The 19,900-nt window shown below is 60.8% G+C and carries 17 protein-coding genes; 8 read left to right on the top strand and 9 right to left on the bottom strand.

Annotated features, from left to right (window positions below):
- The 6 genes from bioA to ACQ4WZ_RS23100 form a co-directional block, all read right to left on the bottom strand.
- Complete coding sequence (gene bioA, locus ACQ4WZ_RS23075) at positions 1-1,329, bottom strand: adenosylmethionine--8-amino-7-oxononanoate transaminase (RefSeq protein ID WP_436574603.1); 1,329 nt, start codon at positions 1,327-1,329, stop codon at positions 1-3.
- Between the two features lie 31 nt (positions 1,330-1,360).
- Positions 1,361-2,149 carry an enoyl-CoA hydratase/isomerase family protein gene (locus ACQ4WZ_RS23080; RefSeq protein ID WP_436574604.1) on the bottom strand — a complete coding sequence of 263 codons (789 nt, stop codon included), beginning with the start codon at positions 2,147-2,149 and terminating at the stop codon, positions 1,361-1,363.
- Between the two features lie 22 nt (positions 2,150-2,171).
- Positions 2,172-3,794: a carboxyl transferase domain-containing protein gene (locus ACQ4WZ_RS23085; RefSeq protein ID WP_101483268.1), complete on the bottom strand. Its 1,623-nt coding sequence runs from the start codon at positions 3,792-3,794 to the stop codon at positions 2,172-2,174.
- 40 nt (positions 3,795-3,834) lie between these two features.
- Entirely contained in the window at positions 3,835-4,278 is a 444-nt protein-coding gene (locus ACQ4WZ_RS23090; protein ID WP_133989028.1) for a YchJ family protein, read from the bottom strand.
- Positions 4,279-4,370: 92 nt separating this feature from the next.
- Entirely contained in the window at positions 4,371-5,657 is a 1,287-nt protein-coding gene (locus tag ACQ4WZ_RS23095; protein WP_133989029.1) for a D-amino acid dehydrogenase, read from the bottom strand.
- A 90-nt stretch (positions 5,658-5,747) separates the two neighbouring features.
- Positions 5,748-7,100, bottom strand: a complete 1,353-nt coding sequence (locus tag ACQ4WZ_RS23100) for a serine hydrolase domain-containing protein (protein WP_436574605.1) — start codon at positions 7,098-7,100, stop codon at positions 5,748-5,750.
- A 227-nt stretch (positions 7,101-7,327) separates the two neighbouring features.
- Here ACQ4WZ_RS23100 and ACQ4WZ_RS23105 point away from each other — a divergent pair, with 227 nt between their 5' ends.
- Positions 7,328-8,068: a GntR family transcriptional regulator gene (locus tag ACQ4WZ_RS23105; protein ID WP_133989030.1), complete on the top strand. Its 741-nt coding sequence runs from the start codon at positions 7,328-7,330 to the stop codon at positions 8,066-8,068.
- A gap of 2 nt (positions 8,069-8,070) precedes the next feature.
- On the opposite strand, the gene ACQ4WZ_RS23110 is transcribed toward ACQ4WZ_RS23105, so the two are convergent.
- The gene (locus ACQ4WZ_RS23110; RefSeq protein ID WP_436574606.1) at positions 8,071-9,204 is read right to left on the bottom strand and encodes a nuclear transport factor 2 family protein; all 1,134 of its coding nucleotides are present in this window, start codon (positions 9,202-9,204) and stop codon (positions 8,071-8,073) included.
- Between the two features lie 142 nt (positions 9,205-9,346).
- Positions 9,347-10,390, bottom strand: coding sequence for a helix-turn-helix transcriptional regulator (locus tag ACQ4WZ_RS23115; RefSeq protein ID WP_436574607.1), 1,044 nt, complete (start codon positions 10,388-10,390; stop codon positions 9,347-9,349).
- Between the two features lie 202 nt (positions 10,391-10,592).
- On the opposite strand from ACQ4WZ_RS23115, the gene ACQ4WZ_RS23120 reads away from it, so the two are divergent.
- The 7 genes from ACQ4WZ_RS23120 (at position 10,593) to ACQ4WZ_RS23150 (ending at position 18,044) form a co-directional block, all read left to right on the top strand.
- Complete coding sequence (locus ACQ4WZ_RS23120; RefSeq protein WP_101483262.1) at positions 10,593-11,474, top strand: N-acetylmuramic acid 6-phosphate etherase; 882 nt, start codon at positions 10,593-10,595, stop codon at positions 11,472-11,474.
- 45 nt (positions 11,475-11,519) lie between these two features.
- On the top strand, positions 11,520-12,818 hold the full coding sequence (locus ACQ4WZ_RS23125) for an MFS transporter (RefSeq protein WP_436574608.1): 1,299 nt from the start codon (positions 11,520-11,522) through the stop codon (positions 12,816-12,818).
- Between the two features lie 91 nt (positions 12,819-12,909).
- The gene (locus ACQ4WZ_RS23130; RefSeq protein ID WP_436574609.1) at positions 12,910-14,571 is read left to right on the top strand and encodes a glycoside hydrolase family 10-like protein; all 1,662 of its coding nucleotides are present in this window, start codon (positions 12,910-12,912) and stop codon (positions 14,569-14,571) included.
- A gap of 94 nt (positions 14,572-14,665) precedes the next feature.
- A complete protein-coding gene (locus tag ACQ4WZ_RS23135) occupies positions 14,666-15,613 on the top strand; it encodes an N-acetylglucosamine kinase (RefSeq protein WP_436574610.1) in 948 nt (315 codons plus the stop codon).
- Positions 15,614-15,643: 30 nt separating this feature from the next.
- A complete protein-coding gene (locus tag ACQ4WZ_RS23140) occupies positions 15,644-16,444 on the top strand; it encodes an N-acetylmuramoyl-L-alanine amidase (protein WP_133989035.1) in 801 nt (266 codons plus the stop codon).
- Between the two features lie 83 nt (positions 16,445-16,527).
- Positions 16,528-17,430: a LysR family transcriptional regulator gene (locus tag ACQ4WZ_RS23145; protein ID WP_101483257.1), complete on the top strand. Its 903-nt coding sequence runs from the start codon at positions 16,528-16,530 to the stop codon at positions 17,428-17,430.
- Positions 17,430-18,044: a M15 family metallopeptidase gene (locus ACQ4WZ_RS23150; protein ID WP_101483256.1), complete on the top strand. Its 615-nt coding sequence runs from the start codon at positions 17,430-17,432 to the stop codon at positions 18,042-18,044. Before ACQ4WZ_RS23145 ends, ACQ4WZ_RS23150 begins: the two co-directional genes overlap by 1 nt.
- Positions 18,045-18,056: 12 nt before the next feature.
- Here ACQ4WZ_RS23150 and ACQ4WZ_RS23155 read toward each other — a convergent pair whose 3' ends face one another.
- Entirely contained in the window at positions 18,057-19,436 is a 1,380-nt protein-coding gene (locus tag ACQ4WZ_RS23155) for a sodium-dependent transporter (protein WP_436574611.1), read from the bottom strand.
- Positions 19,437-19,900 lie beyond the last annotated feature (464 nt).

Below are 19,900 nucleotides of genomic sequence, written 5' to 3' on the forward strand. Positions count from 1 at the left end.
TCAGGCCCCGATCACATGATTGAAAACGGCCAGGGTTTGCTGGCCCAGGCCCGCGATTTCATCGTCGTCGAGGATGTAGGGCGGCATCAGGTAGACGGTGGAGCCGATGGGGCGCATCAGCAGTTCGTGTTCCAGCGCCGTGCTGAAGAAGCGGCGCGAAAAATCGGGCGCCGCATCGACGGCGTCAAAGGCCCAGATCATGCCCTGCTGGCGGAAATTGTGCACTTTTTCATGCTGCGCCAGCGGCGCCAGGGCGCGCGTGATTTTTTCGGCGCGCACCCGGTTGGCCACCAGCACATCGTCTTCCTCGAAAATCGACAGGGTTGCCAGCGCCGCGCGGCAGGCAAGCGGGTTGCCAGTGTACGAGTGCGAATGCAAAAAGCCGCGACGCACATCGGTGCTGTAGAAGGCTTGATAGATATCTTCGCGCGTCATCACCAGCGATAGCGGCAGGTAGCCGCCGCTGATGCCTTTCGACAGGCAGACGAAGTCGGGCCAGATGCCGGCCTGTTCGCAGGCAAAGAAGGTGCCCGTGCGGCCGCAGCCGACGGCAATTTCATCGAGGATCAGATGCACCTGGTAGCGGTCGCACAGGGCGCGCACCAGCGACAGGTACAGCGGGTCGTGCATGGCCATGCCGGTGGCGCACTGCACCAGCGGTTCGATGATGATGGCGGCGATCTTGTCGGCTTTTTCCTGGAACAGGCGTTCCACGTCGGCGGCGGCGCGGTGCGCCACATCCTCGGCGGACTCTCCCTCTGCCGCCTGGCGGAAGTCAGGCGACATCACCGTCTGCGAGGCGCGCAATAAAGGGCCGTAGGCATCCTTGAACAGGGCGACGTCGGTGACGGCCAGCGCGCCGATGGTTTCGCCGTGGTAGCTGCCTTTCAGGCAGACGAATTCCTGCTTGTCACTTTTGCCGCTGTTGCGCCACGCGTGAAAGCTCATTTTCAGGGCGATTTCCACGGCCGAGGCGCCGTCGGACGCGTAAAAACTGTGACCGAGCACGCCGTTGGTCAATGCCGACAGCTTTTCCGACAGTTCGACCACCGGTTCATGCGTAAAACCGGCCAGCATTGCGTGCTCCAGGCGGTCCAGCTGATCCTTCAGTTCCGCATTGATGCGCGGGTTCGCATGGCCGAACAGGTTCACCCACCAGGAGCTGATGGCGTCCAGGTAGCGTCGGCCTTCGTGGTCATACAGCCAGGCGCCGCGGCCGTGGCTGACGGGGATGAGCGGAACCGTCTCGTGATGCTGCATTTGCGTGCACGGATGCCACACGCTGCGCAGACTGCGTTCGACCCAGCCCGATTGTTTTTCTGCTTTCAAAACTGCTCCAATGATTTTCTTAGTCCATGCGCTAGCCCATGAGCCAACCCGGCTTGCGCTTGTCGAGGAACGATTGCACGCCTTCGCGTCCCTGCTCCGAGGCGCGGATCTGCGCGATGCGCTCGGCGGTGTCCGCCAGCAGTGCATCATCGACCGGCTGGCCAACGATCTCGCGCACCAGCGTTTTCGCTTGCGCCACGGCGTGCGGGCTGTTGCCCGTCAGCGCTTTGAGCACCTCGGCTGTTTTCGCGTCCAGCGCGTCGCCAGCGACTACCTCGTGGGCAAAGCCGATGCGCAGCGCTTCCTGCGCAGAGAATCGCTCTGCGGTCAGGAAATAGCGGCGTGCCGCGTTTTCGCCCATGGCCTTGATGACATACGGTGAAATAGTGGCCGGGATCAGTCCCAGCCGCACTTCGCTCAGGCAGAAATGCACGTCTTCCGCAACCAGAATGATATCGCATGCGGCGACCAGGCCCATGCCGCCCGCATAACAGTCGCCCTGGATCTTCGCCACGACGGGCTTGGGACACAGGTAAATCGTGCGCAGCATCTGCGCCAGCTGCAGCGCGTCGGCCTGGTTTTCGGCATGCGTGTAGCCGGCCATCTTCTTCATCCAGTTCAGGTCCGCACCGGCGCAAAAGGCCGCGCCATTGGCCGCCAGCACGATGGCGCGCACCATGTCGCTGCGCCCCAGGCCGTCGAAGGCGCGCGCCAGTTCGGCGATCGTCGTCTCGTTGAAGGCATTGCGCACGTCGGGTCGGTTCAGGGTCACGGTGGCGACATTGCCCTCGATGACCAGTTTTAAGGTTTCAAATTCCATGCTCTTCTCCCTGACATGCCGGTTACATACGAAACACGCCGAACTTCGTGTCCGGGATGTCGGCGTTGAGCGCAGCCGACAGGCCCAGGCCCAGCACCATGCGGGTATCGGCCGGGTCGATCACGCCATCGTCCCACAGGCGCGCGGTGGCATAGTAGGGGTGGCCCTGGTGTTCATATTGATCCTTGATCGGCTGCTTGAAGGCGGCTTCCTCGTCCGCGCTCCATTCGCCGCCCTTGCCCTCGATGCCGTCGCGCTTGACGGTCGCCAGCACGGAAGCCGCCTGGTCGCCGCCCATGACGGAAATGCGCGCGTTGGGCCACATCCACATGAAACGGGGAGAAAACGCGCGGCCGCACATGCCGTAATTTCCGGCGCCGAAGCTGCCGCCGATGATCACAGTGAATTTCGGCACGGCGGCCGTGGCCACAGCGGTCACCATCTTGGCGCCATTGCGGGCGATGCCTTCGTTTTCGTACTTGCGGCCCACCATGAAGCCGGTGATGTTTTGCAGGAAGACGAGCGGGATCTTGCGCTGGCAGCACAATTCGATGAAATGCGTGCCTTTCAGCGCCGATTCGGAGAACAAGATGCCGTTATTGGCGATGATGCCCACCTTGACGCCATAGATATGCGCAAAGCCGCAGATCAGGGTGGTGCCGTAGCGCGCCTTGAATTCGTCGAAATCGCTGCCGTCGACGATGCGCGCGATCACTTCGCGTACATCGAAGGGCTTGCGTGTGTCGACGGGGATCACGCCATACAGTTCCTGCGTCGGGTATTTCGGCTCGACGGACTCGCGTAGCGCCATCTGCTGCGGCTTCGTGCGGTTCAGGTTCGAGACGATGGTGCGCGCCAGCGACAGCGCGTGCAAATCGTTTTGCGCCAGGTGGTCGACCACGCCGGACAAGCGCGTGTGCACGTCGCCGCCGCCCAGGTCTTCGGCCGTCACCACTTCACCGGTGGCCGCTTTGACCAGCGGCGGGCCGCCGAGGAAAATCGTGCCCTGCTCCTTGACGATGATCGATTCGTCGCTCATGGCCGGCACATAGGCGCCGCCGGCAGTGCAAGAACCCATCACCACGGCGATTTGCGGAATCCCCTTGGCCGACAGGTTCGCCTGGTTGTAGAAGATGCGGCCGAAATGGTCGCGGTCAGGGAAGACGTCGTCCTGGTTCGGCAGGTTGGCACCGCCCGAGTCGACCAGGTAGATGCAAGGCAGGTTATTCTGGTCGGCGATTTCCTGGGCGCGCAAATGCTTTTTCACCGTCATCGGGTAGTAGGTGCCGCCCTTGACGGTGGCGTCGTTGCAGACGATGACGCATTCCTGGCCCGAGACGCGGCCAATGCCAGTGATGATGCCGGCGGAAGGCGCCGCATCGACGCCTTTGGCGTCCTGGTACATGGCGTAGGCGGCCATCTGGGAAAACTCGAGGAAGGGCGTGCCGGGATCGAGCAGCATCTGCACGCGGTCGCGCGGCAGCAGTTTTCCGCGCGCCAGGTGCTTGGCGGCCGCCGCCTCGCCGCCACCGGCCGCGATTTTCTCGACCTTGTCGCGCAAATCGTCGACGATGGCTTGCATGGCCGCGGCATTAGCCTTGAAATCTTCACTGCGGGGATTGAGTTTGCTTTCGATGTGCGGCATTGCGGTTCCTTTTTATGATCGCCCGGTCTCTCGGGTCGCGCTATTCGGGAAAACTGCCGTCGAGATAAAACCAGCGCATGCCACCGTCACCAGCTTCGCGCACGAAGCGGCTCACTTCATGCAGGCGGTGCGCGCGGCCATTGACCTTGTAGCGGGCCACGAATTCCACGCTGTCGCGGTGTATCTCTTCGGCTTGATCTGCTGATTCTGCTTTACGTTGACGTAAACGTAAAGCAGATTTTACCTCAAGTCCCAGCCAGTGGACTTTTTCTTCGTCGGCAAATAAAGCGTCGGCAGGGCGGGTGCTGGCATGCCAGGTGGCGCGCAGGTATGGCTCATTGCGCAAGGTAAACGCCGTGTAGCGCGAGCGCATCAGGGCTTCGGCCGTGGGCGGCAAGGCGTCGCCCGTGATATACGGGCCGCAGCAACTGGCGTAGGAGGCGCCGCCACAGGGGCAGGCGGCAGATGTCGAGGGTGTGGGCATGCGCTGGCAATAAGGAACAGAAAAGAGGGATCAGGAAAGTTCCGCAATTATCCGCCATATCGGCAGCGGCGCGTGCGCGCCGTCTTGGCCTGCTATTTTTTCGGGCTGAGGAAGTCCAGCGCGAACGGTGGCGCCTTGCCGGCCATGACATCGGCGAGGATGCGCGCCGTGCCGGCGGCAAAGGTAAAGCCCAGCGGGCCATGGCCCACATTCAGCCACAAGTTCGCATATTTGCTGGCTCCCACCAGCGGTGCGCTGTTCGGCGTGGCAGGGCGCAGGCCGGCCCAGGCTGTGGCCTGCTCGTAATCGGCGCCGTGCGGCATGGCTTCGCGCGCCAGGCGCGTCAGGCCGGCGATGCGGCCCCAGTCTATGCTGTTGTCGGCGCCCACCATGTCGACCATGGCGGCCACGCGCAGGTCGCCACCGATGCGCGCATACAGCACCTTGCGCTCGAAATCCGTGATGCTGATCTCGGGCGCCTGGTCTTGCGCACGGATGGGGGCCGTCAGGCTGTAGCCTTTCAGCGGATACAGGGGCAGGTAAATGCCCGCCGTGGCGGCCAGGTCGCGGCTTTGGATGCCGGCCGCCAGCACATAGTGATCTGCCTGCAACAGGCCCAGGCTGGTGTCGATACCCGTGATCTTGCCCTTGTGCGTGACGAGGCGGCGCGCCTCGCCTTTTAATAGCAGTGAACAATTCGGGTGCTGCAGCAAGCGCGCTTCCAGCGCCAGGCAAAAGGCGTGGCAATCGGCCACCGCTTCACCTTCGGTAAAGATGCCGCCCGCCAGGGCGCCCTGCAAGGCGGCCAGCGCCGGTTCGCGCTGTACCGCTTCTGCGGGAGACAAGACGATGCGCGCCTCTTCCGATTCGGGCCGGGCCACGGCCCGCTGGAAGATGGCGGGCGAACGGTAGACGATGAGCTTGCCCGCATCGCGCCAGGCATACGCTTCCGGCGGGACCGTCAATTCCAGCTGCGCCATGCCGGTGCGGCTTAATTCTCCCAGTTGCAGCAGCTTGGCCGTCGTGCGGGCATTGCTGGCGCCGTTGCAATTGCGCAAGAAACTGGCCATCCAGCGCCATTGGCGCCAGTCCGCCTCGGGACGGAAGCGCAGCGGGCCATCTTTCTGCAGCAGCCATTGCAGGGCTTTGAAGGGCACGCCCGCGTCGGCCAGCGGCGCCACATAGCGATAGCTGAGCTGGCCGCCATTGCGGTAGCTGGCGGCAATGGCCACTTGTTCATTGCGTTCCAATACAGTGACCTTGTAGCCGGCCTCGGCCAGCCACCAGGCCGATGTCAGACCGACGACGCCGCCGCCGATGATGATGACTTGTTGCTGCATGTTGCCTCGCTGCGTTGCGCTCCCATGGTGCGGGAGCATTCGGGAAGAGCTTAGAGGCTGGCCGTTCAGGGAGCCAATGAAACATCATGGTGCAGCCATAACTTTCAGGAATGCACTGTTTCAGTGAGATCATTCATGCTTGTCAATCGCACCACGGTATAAGGTGGTGAGTATCAATTCCTCGCTGCGCCCCATGGCGGAATAGGTGCCCGGATAGCGTTCCGGGTCGCTGCCCGTGCCACCCACCAAGACCACCATGCCGTTGTTGTTCTTGAAATCGAGCACGAAGGCGGAGACGAGGCCGTACGCCTCACCCAGATGCCCCACGGCGGAGAAACTGGCGCCCTCGACCAGGCCGTTGCCCTGCCCCTCCACCGCATCGAATTGCTGGTTGCCCAGGCCCCAGGCGCGGTACAGGCCCCGCTCGCTGTCGCCATTGCTGCCATTGTCGCCATCGGGCGCCAGCTGCCATTGTCGGCCAAACATCAGCGCGAGGCTGGTCGGCTGCAGCAGTTGCTTGCCTTGATGGCGGCCACCGTCGAGCAGCATCTGCATGACGGTGCCCAGTCCCGCAGCGGAGATGCGCAAGCCGCCCGTGGGACTGAAGACGGTGGCGTTGCTGCCTATGACATAGTTGGCCAGGCCGGCAGGTGGGCGCTTGTAAAAATCATCGGCCTGGGCGATCCACGGCCCTTGCGGTTGCCATATTTCCGTCTCCAGCGTGCGCTTGCGGTACAGCGTGGCCGTATTCTCCACCTCGTCCGTGGAAAATGCCGCCGGATAATAACCGCCGCGCACATCGAGTGGATCGAGCAGCAGCCGCCGCATCAGCAGGTCGAAGCGTTCACCCGTGACTTTTTCCATCACGGTGCCGATCACGCCCCAGTTCAAGTTGGCATACGTAAAATAGCGGCACGGCGCGGTGTGCTTGTCCCACATGCTGTCGTTGCCAGCCGTAAACACGTCACGCAGCCTGCGTTCGGGGCCCCATGAGTAGCCGCCCGCGTCGCGCAGCGAGGACGTGTGGCTGAGCAAGCTGCGCAGGGTCACGGCTTGCTGGGGGAAATGCGGGTTGCGAAGGGAAAAGCCCAAATAGATGCCCACGTCCTGGTCCAGGCTCAGCTTGCCCTGCTCGACCAGCCGCATCAGGCCCAGCGCGGTCATCATCTTCGATACGGAGGCGATGCGAAACAGGGTGGCCGGCGTCACGGGCAAGCTGTCCGCTGGCGTAACGCCGATGTGCCGGTAGCCAAATTGTTGCTGATACGATACCTTGCCGTGGCGAATGGCCAGCACGGACAGGCTGGCCAGCGGGTGGGCCGGGTCATCGACAATGGCCGACAGCGCTGCATCGAGCGCCCGCTGCTGCCCGTCTTGTCGCATCGTGCTGGTGCTGGTGCTGTTGCCAAGCGGGGCGGCCAGCGCCGTCCAGGTCGTACCCAGCAGCAGCAAGCCCAGCAATCCCGTCATTTTGTTGATCATGCTTTCCCTATGTCATGGTGGATGGACGCCTTGCCAGCATAGGGTGGGATGGTTTGCTACGCTAATGAAAATTGCTTATTTATCTATAATGCAAAGCTATACCTACGGTAAAACATTGTTTTTTTAAGTGTATAACCGTTATTTATGGTCATTTTCCATTTATTCATGGGTGGACGGGCTACGCGCAAGCGCCATCGCTATTACACTAGGAGGACAAGGAGAACTGTATGAGCCAGACCAGCGTAGAACTCAAGGTCGATTTAAATGACAATTCGCCTTTATATATGCAGATCGCCCGCAAGCTGAGCGATGACGTACGCAACGGCCGCTACCAGGTAGACCAGGCCCTGCCCTCTGAACGTACCCTGTCCGAACTGCTTGACGTATCGCGCGTGACTGCCCGCAAGGCCATCGACCAGCTCGTCGAGCAAGGCCTCGTCGTGCGTCGCCGTGGTTCGGGCAACTATATTGCCCCGCGCATCGAGCAGCCGTTATCGAACTTGTCGAGCTTTTCCGAGCAACTGCAGCAGCGCGGCTATCGTCCCGGTTCGCGCTGGCTCAAGCGTGAAGTCGTCATCGCCAGCAGCGATGAACAGCTGAGCCTGGGCCTGGCGCAGAATACGAAAGTGGCGCGATTGGAGCGCTTGCGCCTGGCCGACGACGTGGTGATGGCGTATGAAGTGAGCGTGCTGCCCTTCAGCGTGGTGCCGGACCCGGGCGCCGTGGGCGATTCGCTGTACGAATACTTGAGCAGTATCAGGAAGGCCCCCGTGCGCGCCTTGCAGCACATCCGTGCCATGAATGCGACGGACGTGCTTGCCAAGCAGCTGGGCATCCCCGATGGCCAGGCCGTGCTGTTCATCACGCGCATCGCCTACCTGGATTCGGGCGAAGCGGTGGAGCTCACGCATTCGTATTGCCGCAGCGATCACTATGATTTTGTCGCCGAAATGCGCCGCGCCCCATAAATCTACTGCTGGAACAGGCGGATCATGGATTCCGCCACGCCGACGGACGACTCCCAGCTCATGCCGGTCACCAGCCGGCCATCGACCTCGACGTGACTCTTGCCGTTGGCGCCGTGCCTGAAGATGCCGCCATGGCGCTTGATACTGGCTTCTGCCGAAAAGGGATAGGCCTTGTATACCGGCGATTCCTTGTTGAGAAACGCATCGGGGAAGGAGGTAAGCACCTTGCCCTGGATGAGGAAAGTACCGTCACTGAGTTTCAGATTCTTGATGCCCTCGGTTCCATGGCAGATGGCCGCGATCACCCCGCCTTGTTGTTCGTAGATACGCAAGGCGATGTCCTGGAGCGGCTTGTTTTCCGGGATGCCGACGATGGCCGCGCCGCCGCCGACGAACGCCATGCCCGCATACTCGTCTGCCCTGGCCTCGGAGACAGGCTTGGTATGGGCCAGTGCCCACATGAAATCACTGTCGTACAGATGCCTTTTTAATAACTCGTCCGACGTGACGATCATTTCCAGCGGAATGGCGCCACCCTCGGGACTGACGAAGTCGACCGCGTACCCTGCTTTGCGAAAGACATCATAGGTATAGGCAAGCTCGGGAAAATTATTGCCTGCGTTAATTTTCGTGCCGGGATATTGATGGACATTCGACACGACCAGCAGCACCTTGCGTGCCTGGCGCGGGGCCGCTGGTTCGCGATGGGCCGACTTGCTGATGATCTTCCAGTTGCCGGCGATCTTTTTCAGCAGGAATACATCCACATAGCGGACCCCTTGCTGGGGAATGTGGATCTCGGCCTTGGCGGTGGCCACCTTGCCGCTCACATCCACCTTGATCAGTCGCCCGTGGCGTCCATTGAATTGCCCTATTTTCCCTTGGGAAAAGAGTTTGGCGTATTCCTGACCGCTCAACTCCCATTCCGCATCGTTTTTGCCGTCGAGGTAAAGGCGGGAAGTTGCATGGAAGGCCTGGTTGATCTCGTCCTGTACGTTGAAGCTGGTGCCATGCAGATACAAGCGCACGGTTTCCCGGATGGCATTGTCGTCCTGGTCTGCGGTTGCGGCGGTACCGATGGCGGTGATGCTTAGCAAGTAACAGGCGAGTACCGTGCGCAATAAAAACTGAATCATGACTTTACCCTGAGTGAAGAACTGCGTTTATCGGAGCAACGACTATTTCAGATCGTTGCTGGTCGATAAGTTATCGAAATGCAGGGGAATTGATGTCGCCAAACATGATTTCAGACTCCGGAATGGCGATTCCGGAGAGAATTTACGCGGAAATGGCCCTGGCCGCCTGGCCAGATTGGACCCGGAAGCTGGCGGGCGTCTGCCCGGCAACTTTCTTGAAGGTAGAGTAGAAGGTGGAACTGGAATTGAATCCGCAGCGCTCGGCAACGATATCCAGGTTCAGTTGCGGCTCGTCGGTCAATACCTGTTTCGCTTCGGCGATACGGTATTCGTTGACGTAGGTAGTGAAGCTCTTGCTCAGCTTGTCATTCAGCACCTGCGATACCTGCGCCTGCGTGCATCCCGCCCGCTTGGCCAGTTGGGCCAGGGTGAGGTTCGGATTCAGATAGGATTTCTGCCCGCTCATCTGCTGTTCCAGCGCAGCGAGCACGGCAAGCGCATCTTCGTGCGTCAGGCGGCTATTCTGGTACTTCTGCTTCGGGTCGGCAGACGTCGAGGTTTCCTTTCTCAGCAGAAAGACCATGACCGCGACATGCAGCGAGAAGGTGAACGACAAGGCGCCGACAATATAGGACGTGAACGGCGTGCTCGCGTACGCCGCCAGCATGACACAGCTGCCTGCAAAGACGCTCAGCGGGAGCACGCTGCTGGTGGCCATCCGCTGTCCGTCGTTCAGCCACGCATGGCGGCTTTGCCAGAGCAACTTGGCAGTTGCCAGCAGGTAGCATAGCCAGAACACATGAATGGCATGGCTCGACAGGTCCCACACGGGACGATACGCGGAATACGGAAAGGCAACGCCTATGCCTATCAGCAGGAAGGACAAGCCGAGATGCCAACGCCATTGTTGGCCGGCAGGCAACTGCGCCAGCCCGGCCAGGAAAGAGCGCACATAGAGATAGGTCAAGGGACCGATCAGCAGGCAGGCCGACAGGCCCAGCTGGCGGAATTCAATGGCGATCGCAGGGTTGAAGAAGAGGAAGGCGGATTTGGCGGTGCGCACCCCGACGGCAAGCAGCAATGCACCCAGCATGCAGTCGGCGAGGCAGCGAGGCCGGCGGCTGAAAAAATAGACGGCCAGGAAAATACCGTTGATGGCGCCAAGAGCGCTAAACAGGAACAGCAATTGGCGAGCGATCATGGGGCGTGTCGTGGATGTTGGCGTCGAGCTGAAGTATAGACACAAACGGGAGCGTATCGAAGTACAAGTAGCACCCCACCTTCCTGCACTAGCCATAAGCTCCCGTTATGCCCACCTGCCAAGCTTTCATGGTTGATGTCGCTGGTTGGTATTAAACTGGTTTCACCTTCAACCATGTTCTGAAATCATGTTGAAAACTGAAACCCCGAGCCGGCGGCATCCGGATCTGGATCTGTACCCGGTAGAGCAATTGGTGGCGGCCCTGGTCGATGATCAGTTCTGGGCCGTCGAAGCCGTGCGTCTGGCGTCGCCGCAAATCGGGGCCGCCATCACGGCCGCCCTGCCCCGCATCGCCGCTGGCGGACGCCTGCTGTATGTGGGTGCGGGCACATCGGGCCGCCTGGGCGTACTCGACAGTGTTGAACTCAATCCCACCTTTTCCTGGCCGCCCGAGCGGGCCGTCGCTATCCTGGCCGGCGGGGCGGGTGCCATGTTTGCGGCCGTCGAAGGGGCGGAAGATGATGTGGAGCAAGGCGAGCGGGATTTGCTGGCCCTGCAGCCGCAGGCCAATGATGTGGTGATCCTGCTGGCCGCCTCCGGCGCCACGCCGTATGTGCTGGGCGCGCTGCTGGCTGCGCGCACGGCGGGCGCCCTGACCATCGGCATTGCCAATAATGTGGATGCTCCCGTGGCGCACGAGGCGCAATGCGGCATCGTGCTCGACACGGGCATGGAAGTCATTTCCGGCAGTACGCGTTTGAAAGCGGGCACGGCACAAAAAATCACCCTGAACACGATTTCCAGCGCCCTGATGGTGGGTTTGCATAAAACTTACGGAAACTTGATGGTAGACTTGAAGCCGACCAACGCCAAGCTGATCTGGCGGGCGGTGCGTCTGACCATGCATGCCACCGGCGCCAGTGAGGCGCAGGCCAGGACCGTGCTCGAGCAATGCCACTATCACGTCAAGGTAGCGATTGTTGCCTTGATCAAAAAAATCAATACAAACCAGGCACAGGCATTGTTGGCCGGCGCGGACGGCAGTGTGCGGGCGGCACTGGCGGCCTGATCCGATGGCGCGGCATTCTTCTGTCTGGGAGACAAAGAAGGATGTATGGAGCTAGCGAAACAAACCGCCCCGGCGCGCACGAATAAGCCGTGGCTGTGGATCCCCTCCCTGTATTTCGGCCAGGGCATTCCCTATGTAGTGGTCATGACCTTGTCCGTGATCATGTACAAGAACTATGGTTTTTCCAATACGGATATCGCGCTGTATACCAGCTGGCTGTATTTGCCCTGGGTCATCAAGCCCCTGTGGTCGCCCTTCATCGACATGTACCGCACCAAGCGCTTCTGGATCGTCGGCTTGCAGCTGGTGATCGGCGCTGCGCTGGCGCTGGTGGCCCTGACGACGTCCCTGCCGCATTTTTTCCAGATCAGCCTAGCCATCTTCTGGCTGATGGCCTTCAGTTCCGCCACGCATGATATTGCCGCCGACGGCTTTTACATGCTGGGACTGGAAGAACACCAGCAAGCGGCCTTCGTCGGCGTGCGCAGCACGTTTTACCGTCTGGCGATGATTGCGGGCCAGGGTGGTCTCGTGTTTCTGGCCGGCTATCTGACGCATGCGACGGGCAATGTGCAGCTGGCCTGGTCCGTCGTGTTTGCGATTTTGGCCGGCCTGTTCATCGCCCTCTTCCTGTATCACTATTTTGTCTTGCCGAAACCGAAGGAGGACCGCCCCAGCATCCCGGGCGCCGGTATTTCTCCTATGCAAGAGTTCGTCGCCACCTTTGCCGCCTTCTTCAGGAAGAAGGATATTCTCGTCATCCTGGGCTTTTTGCTGCTGTTCCGCCTCGGCGAAGCGCAACTGTTGAAGTTGGCCGCACCCTTCCTGCTTGACCCCGTCGCCAAGGGGGGCCTGGGCCTCAGCACGGAACAGGTGGGCCTCGTCTACGGCACCATCGGCGTAATCGCCCTGACCCTGGGTGGCTTGCTGGGCGGTTACATCATTTCCCGCTTCGGCTTGAAACGCTGCCTGTGGATCATGGTGCTGTCCGTTCACTTGCCCGATCTGGTGTTTGTCTACCTGGCCAGCGCCTTGCCCAGCAGCATCTATGTGATCGCCAGTGGCATTGCGCTCGAGCAATTTGGCTATGGCTTCGGTTTCGCTTCCTATATGTTGTACATGATCATGGTTTCTGACGGCGCGCATAAAACGGCCCATTACGCCATTTGCACGGGTTTCATGGCCCTGGGCATGATGCTGCCAGGTATGGCGAGCGGCTGGATACAGCAAATGCTTGGCTACCAGCATTTCTTCATCTGGGTTTGCATCGCCACCATTCCTGCTTTCATCATGGCAGCGCTGGTCAAGATCGATCCCGAATTCGGCAAGAAGGCCGAGGCCTGATTCTTTTGAACCGTGCGCCCGCAAGGATGGCGGGCGCACAGTAAAATGCCCGCACCGATAGACCTGCGCTTCACCACTGCAAGGAATTGTTTTGTTGTCTACTTTCAAAAAACGCCTGGGCACCACGGCTGGCGTGCTGGCCGCGCTGGCCACCGCCACATTGCTTAGCAGCTGTACCAGCACCAGGCTGCCCTCCGCAGTGACGCCAGGCGAAGCGGGTTTGCCTGCCACGCCGCCCGTGCAGCACATCACGGGCGAAGTGCCGCCGCCGGCGCCGCGCGAATTCCGTGCCGCCTGGGTCTCGACGGTCGCCAATATCGACTGGCCCAGCCGCAACAATTTGCCGGTAGCCAAGCAGCAAGCCGAGGCGATTGCCATCCTCGATCGTGCCAAGTCCTTGAATCTGAACGCGATTGTGCTGCAGGTACGGCCCAGCGCGGACACGATTTACCCATCGCAACTGGAGCCATGGTCTGAATACCTGACCGGCAAGCAAGGCCAGCCACCACTGCCCCTGTATGATCCGCTGGCTTTCTGGGTGGCGCAGGCGCATGCGCGGGGCCTTGAATTGCACGCCTGGTTCAACCCCTACCGGGCCCGTCACGCGACAGCCAAGTCGCCGCTGGCACGCGACAGCTTCGCTTCCACCAATCCGGCGTCCGTCAAGCAATACGGCCGCTACCTGTGGATGGACCCGGGCGATGCCGCCGCCTCGAAACACACGACGGACGTGGTGCTCGACGTGGTGCGCCGCTACGATATTGATGGCGTGCACATCGACGATTACTTTTATCCGTATCCGATCGACGCGCCTGGCGCCGGCGCCGGTGCCGAGACGGCCGCTCTGGATGCGGGCAATGGCGGCGCCAAGCGCGAACTGCCGTTTCCCGATGAACCTTCCTGGCAGCAATATCTGCTGGCCGGTGGCCAGCTGGACCGCCCTTCCTGGCGCCGCCAGAACGTCAACCAGCTGATCGAAGCGTTATACACAGGCATCCACCGCGAAAAGAGCTGGGTGCGCTTCGGCATCAGTCCGTTCGGCATCGGCCGTCCCGACCGCCGCCCTGCCGGCATCGTCGGCTTCAGCCAGTACGACAAATTGTATGCGGATGCGGAACTGTGGCTGGCCAAGGGCTGGCTCGATTACCTGTCGCCGCAGCTGTACTGGCCCGTGGCGCAGGCGCCGCAAGCGTTTGGCGTGCTGCTCGACTATTGGCTGGCGCAAAACCCGTATGGCCGCCACGTGTGGCCGGGTTTATATACGAGCCGGATCGACAATTCCGCCAAGTCCTTCACGCCGCAAGAGATTATCAAGCAGATCGAAGTGACGCGCACGCGCCCCGGCGCGAATGGACAAGTGCATTTCAGCATGGTGCCGTTGATGCAGAACCGCAAGGGTGTCAGCGAGCAACTCAAAGCGACCGTGTATCAAAGCCCAGCCCTGATTCCCGCTACGCCGTGGCTGGGCAAGGAAGCACCGGGCACGCCTGTGCTGGCCTTGCGCCGCGATTCCAGCAGCCTGAACGTCAAATTGGCGGCCGGCGGCGGCAAACCCGTGGCCCAGTACGCCGTCTGGGCCCGCTACGGCGAAGACTGGCGCTTTACCGTGGTCACAGGCGTACAGGGCGAGCTGACCCTGGTCGATGACGCCACTGGTAAAGTCAACGCGGTGGTGGTCAGCGCCGTGGACCGTCTCGGCAATGAAAGCCCCCGCGTCACCGTGCGCGAACCGTTTACGGCCCCCGCCAAGTAATTGTTGCCGGCGCACCGGCAGTCCATAACCTGCAGGCATGAAACATGCGCAAGCTTTCATGCCTGCAAGCTTCGCTTGGCTTTACACTCATGCCATGATTTCCTTCCCTACAGCCAATAATGCAGTGCCCGTGCTGGGCCTGGGCATCGACGCGGGCGGCACGCAGACGCGCTGGGCTCTGGCCACCGTTGACGGCGCCATTGTGGCCGACGGCACAGTGGAAGGCTTGTCTGCCTTGCAAATGAGCAGCGATGCGGGCCGCTCAGCCGTGCACGCCACGTTTGCCCGGCTGTGCCAGGCCGTGCTGGCTGTTGGCCAGCCGCGCGCCGTGGTGGCTGGCTTGACGGGCTTTGGCGGCGACGATGTTGTCCTGGCGCAAATGCTGGCCACCCTGCTGGCGCTGGACGCCGCCCACGTCAGCGTGGGCAACGATATCGACATTGCTTATCGCGACAGTTTTGAACCGGGCGAAGGTTATCTGGTCTACGCTGGCACGGGTTCGATTGCCGCCTGGATCGATGCGGATGGCGGGTTTCATCGCGCGGGCGGGCGCGGCGTGTTGCTCGACGATGGCGGCGGCGGTTACTGGATCGCCCGCGAAGCCTTGCGCCATATCTGGCGCCGCGAAGACGAGGCGCCCGGCAGCTGGCAAAGTTCGCCCATGGCCCAAGCCGTGTTTGCGCAACTGGGCGGCAGCGACTGGTCATTGTCGCGCGCCTTCATGTATGGCCAGGACCGGGGCGCTATCGGCCGGCTGGCGCTCGCCGTGGCCGCCAGTGCGGAAAGCGACCCGTTCGCGCTGGAGATCTTGCAGTGCGCGGGGCGGGAACTGGCGCGCCTGGTGCTGGCCCTGACGGCGCGTTACGGCCCCCGTCCCGTGGTGCTGGCGGGGCGGGCGGCGCAATTGCACCCAGCCATCGCGGTTGCCATGCGCGCCGCTTTGCCGGTATCGTTGATGATGGAGCAAAAAGTTGCCCGTTCGCATGAGGCCGCAGCCAGGTTGGCAGCCAGGACGGCCAGCTTGTATGCCGGCAAAGACTGATTATTTTATTAACCCGACCATGGATCTTGCATGAAAAAAATCGCCCTCGCCCTGCTGGTGGCCCTGCTCTCCGCCTGTACCACGCCCGCGCCGCATCTCGACCATAGTTTGACGGCGCGCAGCCAGAGCCCGCGCGTGAAATTCATCGTCCTCCATTACACGGTCAGCGACTTGCCGCGTTCGATCAAGATCCTGACAGAACAAGTAGTCAGCAGCCATTATTTGTTGACCGACACGGACAAGCCGAAGTTTTACGTGCTGGTCGACGAATCGCGCCAGGCCAATCACGCGGGTGTGAGTAACTGGAAGACTTATACACAGTTGAATGTCAGCTCGATCGGCATCGAGATCGTCAACCCCGGCTACAAGGACACGCCGGAAGGCCGCCTCTGGTATCCCTTCCCGCAGGCACAGATTGATGAGTTGATTCCGTTGTTGAAAGATATCCAGGCACGCTACAACATCGCGCCGGAAAATATCCTCGGCCACAACGAAATCGCCCCGCAGCGCAAGCAGGATCCGGGCCCCCTGTTCCCATGGCGCCAGCTGGCCGATGCGGGCCTGATCGTCTGGCCCGATGCCAACCGTGTTGCCGCGCAGCGCCTTATTTTTGAGCAGCAAGTGCCGGACGCCGTCTGGTTCCAGAAGAAGCTGGCCCAGCACGGTTACGCGACGCCGAATACGGGTATCTTCGACGAAGCGACGCGCAATGTGCTGATCGCCTTCCAGATGAAATACCGCAACACATTGTTTGACGGCACGCCCGATGGCGAAACGGCGGCCTTGCTGGAAGTGCTGACGACGCCGGCGCCAGCTGTTGCAACAAAGTAGCACGGCCGTTCCAACCCATGACTTTTTCTTATATGCTGAACGTTGACGGCCCAAGTGGCCACGGCAAGGTAAAGGAATAGCTCATGCGGCTGCGTCATATCGAAGTGTTTCATGCCATCATGCAAGTTGGCACCATCAGCGGCGCGGCCCAGGTGCTGCATATTTCGCAGCCGGCCGTGACCAAGGTCTTGCAGCACTGTGAGTTGCAACTGGGCATGCCACTGTTCGAGCGCGTGCGGGGCAAGCTGTACCCGAAACCGGAGGCGCACCGCCTGTTTGTCGAGACGGAAAAGCTCAACCGCGATTTATTGGGCATCCGCCGCCTGGCGGCCAGCCTGAAGGGCCATGCGGTGGAAACCATCCGTTTGGTGTCCACGCCGACGCTCGCCATCAGCGTCTTGCCGTTTGCCATGACGGAGTGGCGCCGCGACTTTCCCCACACGCGTTGCCAACTGGCCACCCACCACACGGGCGAGATCGTCAATACCCTGCGCCTTGGTGAAGCGGACCTGGCCGTATCGCTGCAAGACCCGCGCCATCCGGGCATCGTGGCCGAACCGATTGCGCACGGTGTCATGACGGTGATTGCGCCGACCGGCACCTGGCAGGGGGCAGATTGCGGCACGCCGTTGACGGCGCATGGCCTGAATGGCGAGCTGATCGGCCATGCGGACAACGATCCGCTGGGTGAACTGGTGGTGGCCGCTTGCGAGGCGCAGGATATCCACCCTGTCTTCAGTACCGTGGTGCAAACCTATCAAATTGCCCGCTCCCTGGTGGAAGCGGGCGCCGGCATGGCCGTGGTCGACCCGTTTACGGCCGCCTCCGGCTCGCCCGATCGCCTGCAGCGCCGTCCTTGGGCGCCGAGCATCCCCATCCAACTGTATTTATTGACGGCGAGCCACTCGCCGCTGTCCCATGGCGCGCGGCGGCTGGCCGACAGCATTGGCGTGGCGGCGCGCAACTGCCTGGAAAGAGGAGTCTGATGTCTGTTGCAAGTTTGCAATTGGAGGCGGTCGGCAGCGATCCGCAATTTCGCCACCTGAGCAGTATTGACGGCATCGCCGTCGACTTGCGCTACGCTACGCCCGACAATTTTGTCGGCCGCGATTTATATAACCCCATCGATTGCGCCTGGCTGCATCGCGATGCGGCCGCGGCACTGGAACAGGCCGTGGCCTGGCTGGCCGCGCATCGCCCCGATCATCATTTATTGGTGCTCGACGCCCTGCGTCCGCAGCGGGTGCAGCAGCAACTGTGGGATGCGCTGCAGGGAACGGAGTTGCTCGGCTATATCGCTGAACCGTCGCGCGGCTCGATCCACTCGTTCGGCATGGCGCTCGACATCACCATCGTCGGACCTGACGGGCAGGAACTGGACATGGGCACGGGCTTTGATGACCTCAGTGAGCGCTCGCATCCAGCGCTGGAACTGGTTTTGCTGGAAAAAGGGGAAATTACGCAGGAGCAAGTAGAACACCGCCGCTTGTTGCGGGACGCCATGTTCCAGGCGGGCTTCTTTGGCATCAACAGCGAATGGTGGCATTTCGATTGCGGCGACCGGGTGCTGGTGCGCCAGACCTACACCCGGGTGCTCTAGTTACTGAAGCAGTTAGAAAACCTTCAAACCTTTCAGCATCACGATCAGGATCAGCACGGGCGAGACAAAGCGCAGCAGGAACAGCAGCACATGCGCCAGGGCCTTGTTCTGCAACTGTCCGTGATTGCCGATCGCATCGATGAAATGTTGCTTGCCCCAGGCCCAGCCTGTGAACAAGGCAATCGCGATCCCACCCACGGGCAGGAAGATATTCGACGAGACAAAGTCGAACAGATTAAACATATTCAAATTAAACAGCTTGAAGTCCGCCAGGGTGCTGTTACTCAGCGCGCATACGGAACCGAGCATGGCCAGCAGCAGCATGGTCACAACCGTAGCCTTGGCACGTGTCCAGCCAAAGCGTTCATGGAAGATCACCACGGGCACTTCCATCAGCGACAGCATCGCGCCCGTTGCGGCGACTGCGGCCAGGATGAAGAACACCACCATCAGAACTTGCCCCATGGGAATTTGTGAAAACACGGCGGGGATGGTGATGAACACCAGCGACGGTCCCGCGCTGGGGGCGAAGCCAAACGTGAACACGGCGGGGAAGATGGCGATGCCAGCCAGCATCGATACACCGAGGTCGGCAGCCATCACGCGCAAAGTCGTGACGGGGATATTCTGGTCATCGCGGAAATAGCTGCCGTAGGTCATCATCGTGCCCATGCCGACAGATAACTTGAAGAAGGCCAGGCCCATCGCGGTCAGCACGACGGAAGCCGTCAGCTTGCTGAAGTCCGGGCGGAACAAAAAGGCCAGGCCTTCGCCCGCTTTATCCAGCGACAGGCTGACCGCACATAGCAGCAGTAGTAACAGAAATAGCAGCGGCATCAGCTTCTTGGCGATCGCTTCGATGCCCTTGGTCACGCCCAGCATCAGGATGCCGCCGATAAACAGCAGCACGCCCCATTGCCACAACAGCGATTGCAAGGGATTGCTGATCAGTGAAGCGAAGGCCGCTTCCGTCACCAGCTTGTCGCTGCTGAGGATGGAGCCATCGATGGCCTTGGCGATATAGGCAAACACCCAGCCGACCACTTCCGAGTAGAACGCGACGATCAGGAAGGCTGCGACCATGCCGATCACGCCAACCAGCCACCAGGGCTTGCCCTTCGGTGCCAGCTGTTCCATGGTCGAGATGGGATTGACCTTGGCCCGGCGCCCCAGGGTAATTTCCGCGATCATCCCGGGCAATCCCACTAATAGGGTGGCGAGCAAATAGATGAGCAGGAAGCCGGCGCCCCCATTGGCGCCCGTCAGATAGGGGAATTTCCAGATGTTGCCGAGACCGACTGCGGAGCCGAGGGTGGCGGCGAGCACGCCGAAGCCAGTGGTAAAGCCAGCTCGTTTCAGGGTCAGGCCTGATCCTTGAGCTTGTTGTTTCATGGTGAATCTTCTATGGTTCTATATATAGGCAAGCGCCGTTTGGCGCGAAGGGGGCGAAATTGTAGCAGTTGCATGCAAAAGCTCCGGAAAAGCCTTGCTACTACTGGGGCGCTTTGCTATAGTTCGCCTCCCCGATGAGACGCACTAGTTTGCGGCACAAAAGGGACAGCCTTCAGGGGCTGGGCAGTAAAAGAAGGAGTTGACGGACGTAGCAAAATGCTTCATACTCTTCCTTCTTCGCAGCTGACAAACACAACGCTTTGTCGATAGCGCGAAAGCAGTAACCGAATACAGTTCTTTAACAATTAACAGTCGATAAGTGTGGGCATTTGATGTAAGTGCAGCGTCAATCTTCGGATTGGCGTCTAACTTAAAATATCAAATGTTCACAAGAAATAATGAAATAGGATACTTCTTCGGAAGTAGCCTGTCAGTTTTTTGAGTGAGCGACCCGTCGCAAGACG

Source organism: Janthinobacterium darwini (genome assembly GCF_051380905.1).
Classification (GTDB): Bacteria; Pseudomonadota; Gammaproteobacteria; order Burkholderiales; family Burkholderiaceae_D; genus Janthinobacterium.

Excerpts from the sequence above, each read along its gene's own strand:
- ACQ4WZ_RS23110 (WP_436574606.1), bottom strand. The coding sequence starts at position 9,204 with ATGATTCAGTTTTTATTGCGCACGGTACTCGCCTGTTACTTGCTAAGC.
- ACQ4WZ_RS23105 (WP_133989030.1), top strand. The coding sequence starts at position 7,328 with ATGAGCCAGACCAGCGTAGAACTCAAGGTCGATTTAAATGACAATTCG.
- ACQ4WZ_RS23155 (WP_436574611.1), bottom strand. The coding sequence starts at position 19,436 with ATGAAACAACAAGCTCAAGGATCAGGCCTGACCCTGAAACGAGCTGGC.
- ACQ4WZ_RS23150 (WP_101483256.1), top strand. The coding sequence starts at position 17,430 with ATGTCTGTTGCAAGTTTGCAATTGGAGGCGGTCGGCAGCGATCCGCAA.
- ACQ4WZ_RS23100 (WP_436574605.1), bottom strand. The coding sequence starts at position 7,100 with ATGATCAACAAAATGACGGGATTGCTGGGCTTGCTGCTGCTGGGTACG.
- ACQ4WZ_RS23095 (WP_133989029.1), bottom strand. The coding sequence starts at position 5,657 with ATGCTCCCGCACCATGGGAGCGCAACGCAGCGAGGCAACATGCAGCAA.
- ACQ4WZ_RS23145 (WP_101483257.1), top strand. The coding sequence starts at position 16,528 with ATGCGGCTGCGTCATATCGAAGTGTTTCATGCCATCATGCAAGTTGGC.
- ACQ4WZ_RS23080 (WP_436574604.1), bottom strand. The coding sequence starts at position 2,149 with ATGGAATTTGAAACCTTAAAACTGGTCATCGAGGGCAATGTCGCCACC.
- ACQ4WZ_RS23135 (WP_436574610.1), top strand. The coding sequence starts at position 14,666 with ATGATTTCCTTCCCTACAGCCAATAATGCAGTGCCCGTGCTGGGCCTG.
- ACQ4WZ_RS23140 (WP_133989035.1), top strand. The coding sequence starts at position 15,644 with ATGAAAAAAATCGCCCTCGCCCTGCTGGTGGCCCTGCTCTCCGCCTGT.
- ACQ4WZ_RS23120 (WP_101483262.1), top strand. The coding sequence starts at position 10,593 with ATGTTGAAAACTGAAACCCCGAGCCGGCGGCATCCGGATCTGGATCTG.
- ACQ4WZ_RS23090 (WP_133989028.1), bottom strand. The coding sequence starts at position 4,278 with ATGCCCACACCCTCGACATCTGCCGCCTGCCCCTGTGGCGGCGCCTCC.
- ACQ4WZ_RS23085 (WP_101483268.1), bottom strand. The coding sequence starts at position 3,794 with ATGCCGCACATCGAAAGCAAACTCAATCCCCGCAGTGAAGATTTCAAG.
- ACQ4WZ_RS23125 (WP_436574608.1), top strand. The coding sequence starts at position 11,520 with ATGGAGCTAGCGAAACAAACCGCCCCGGCGCGCACGAATAAGCCGTGG.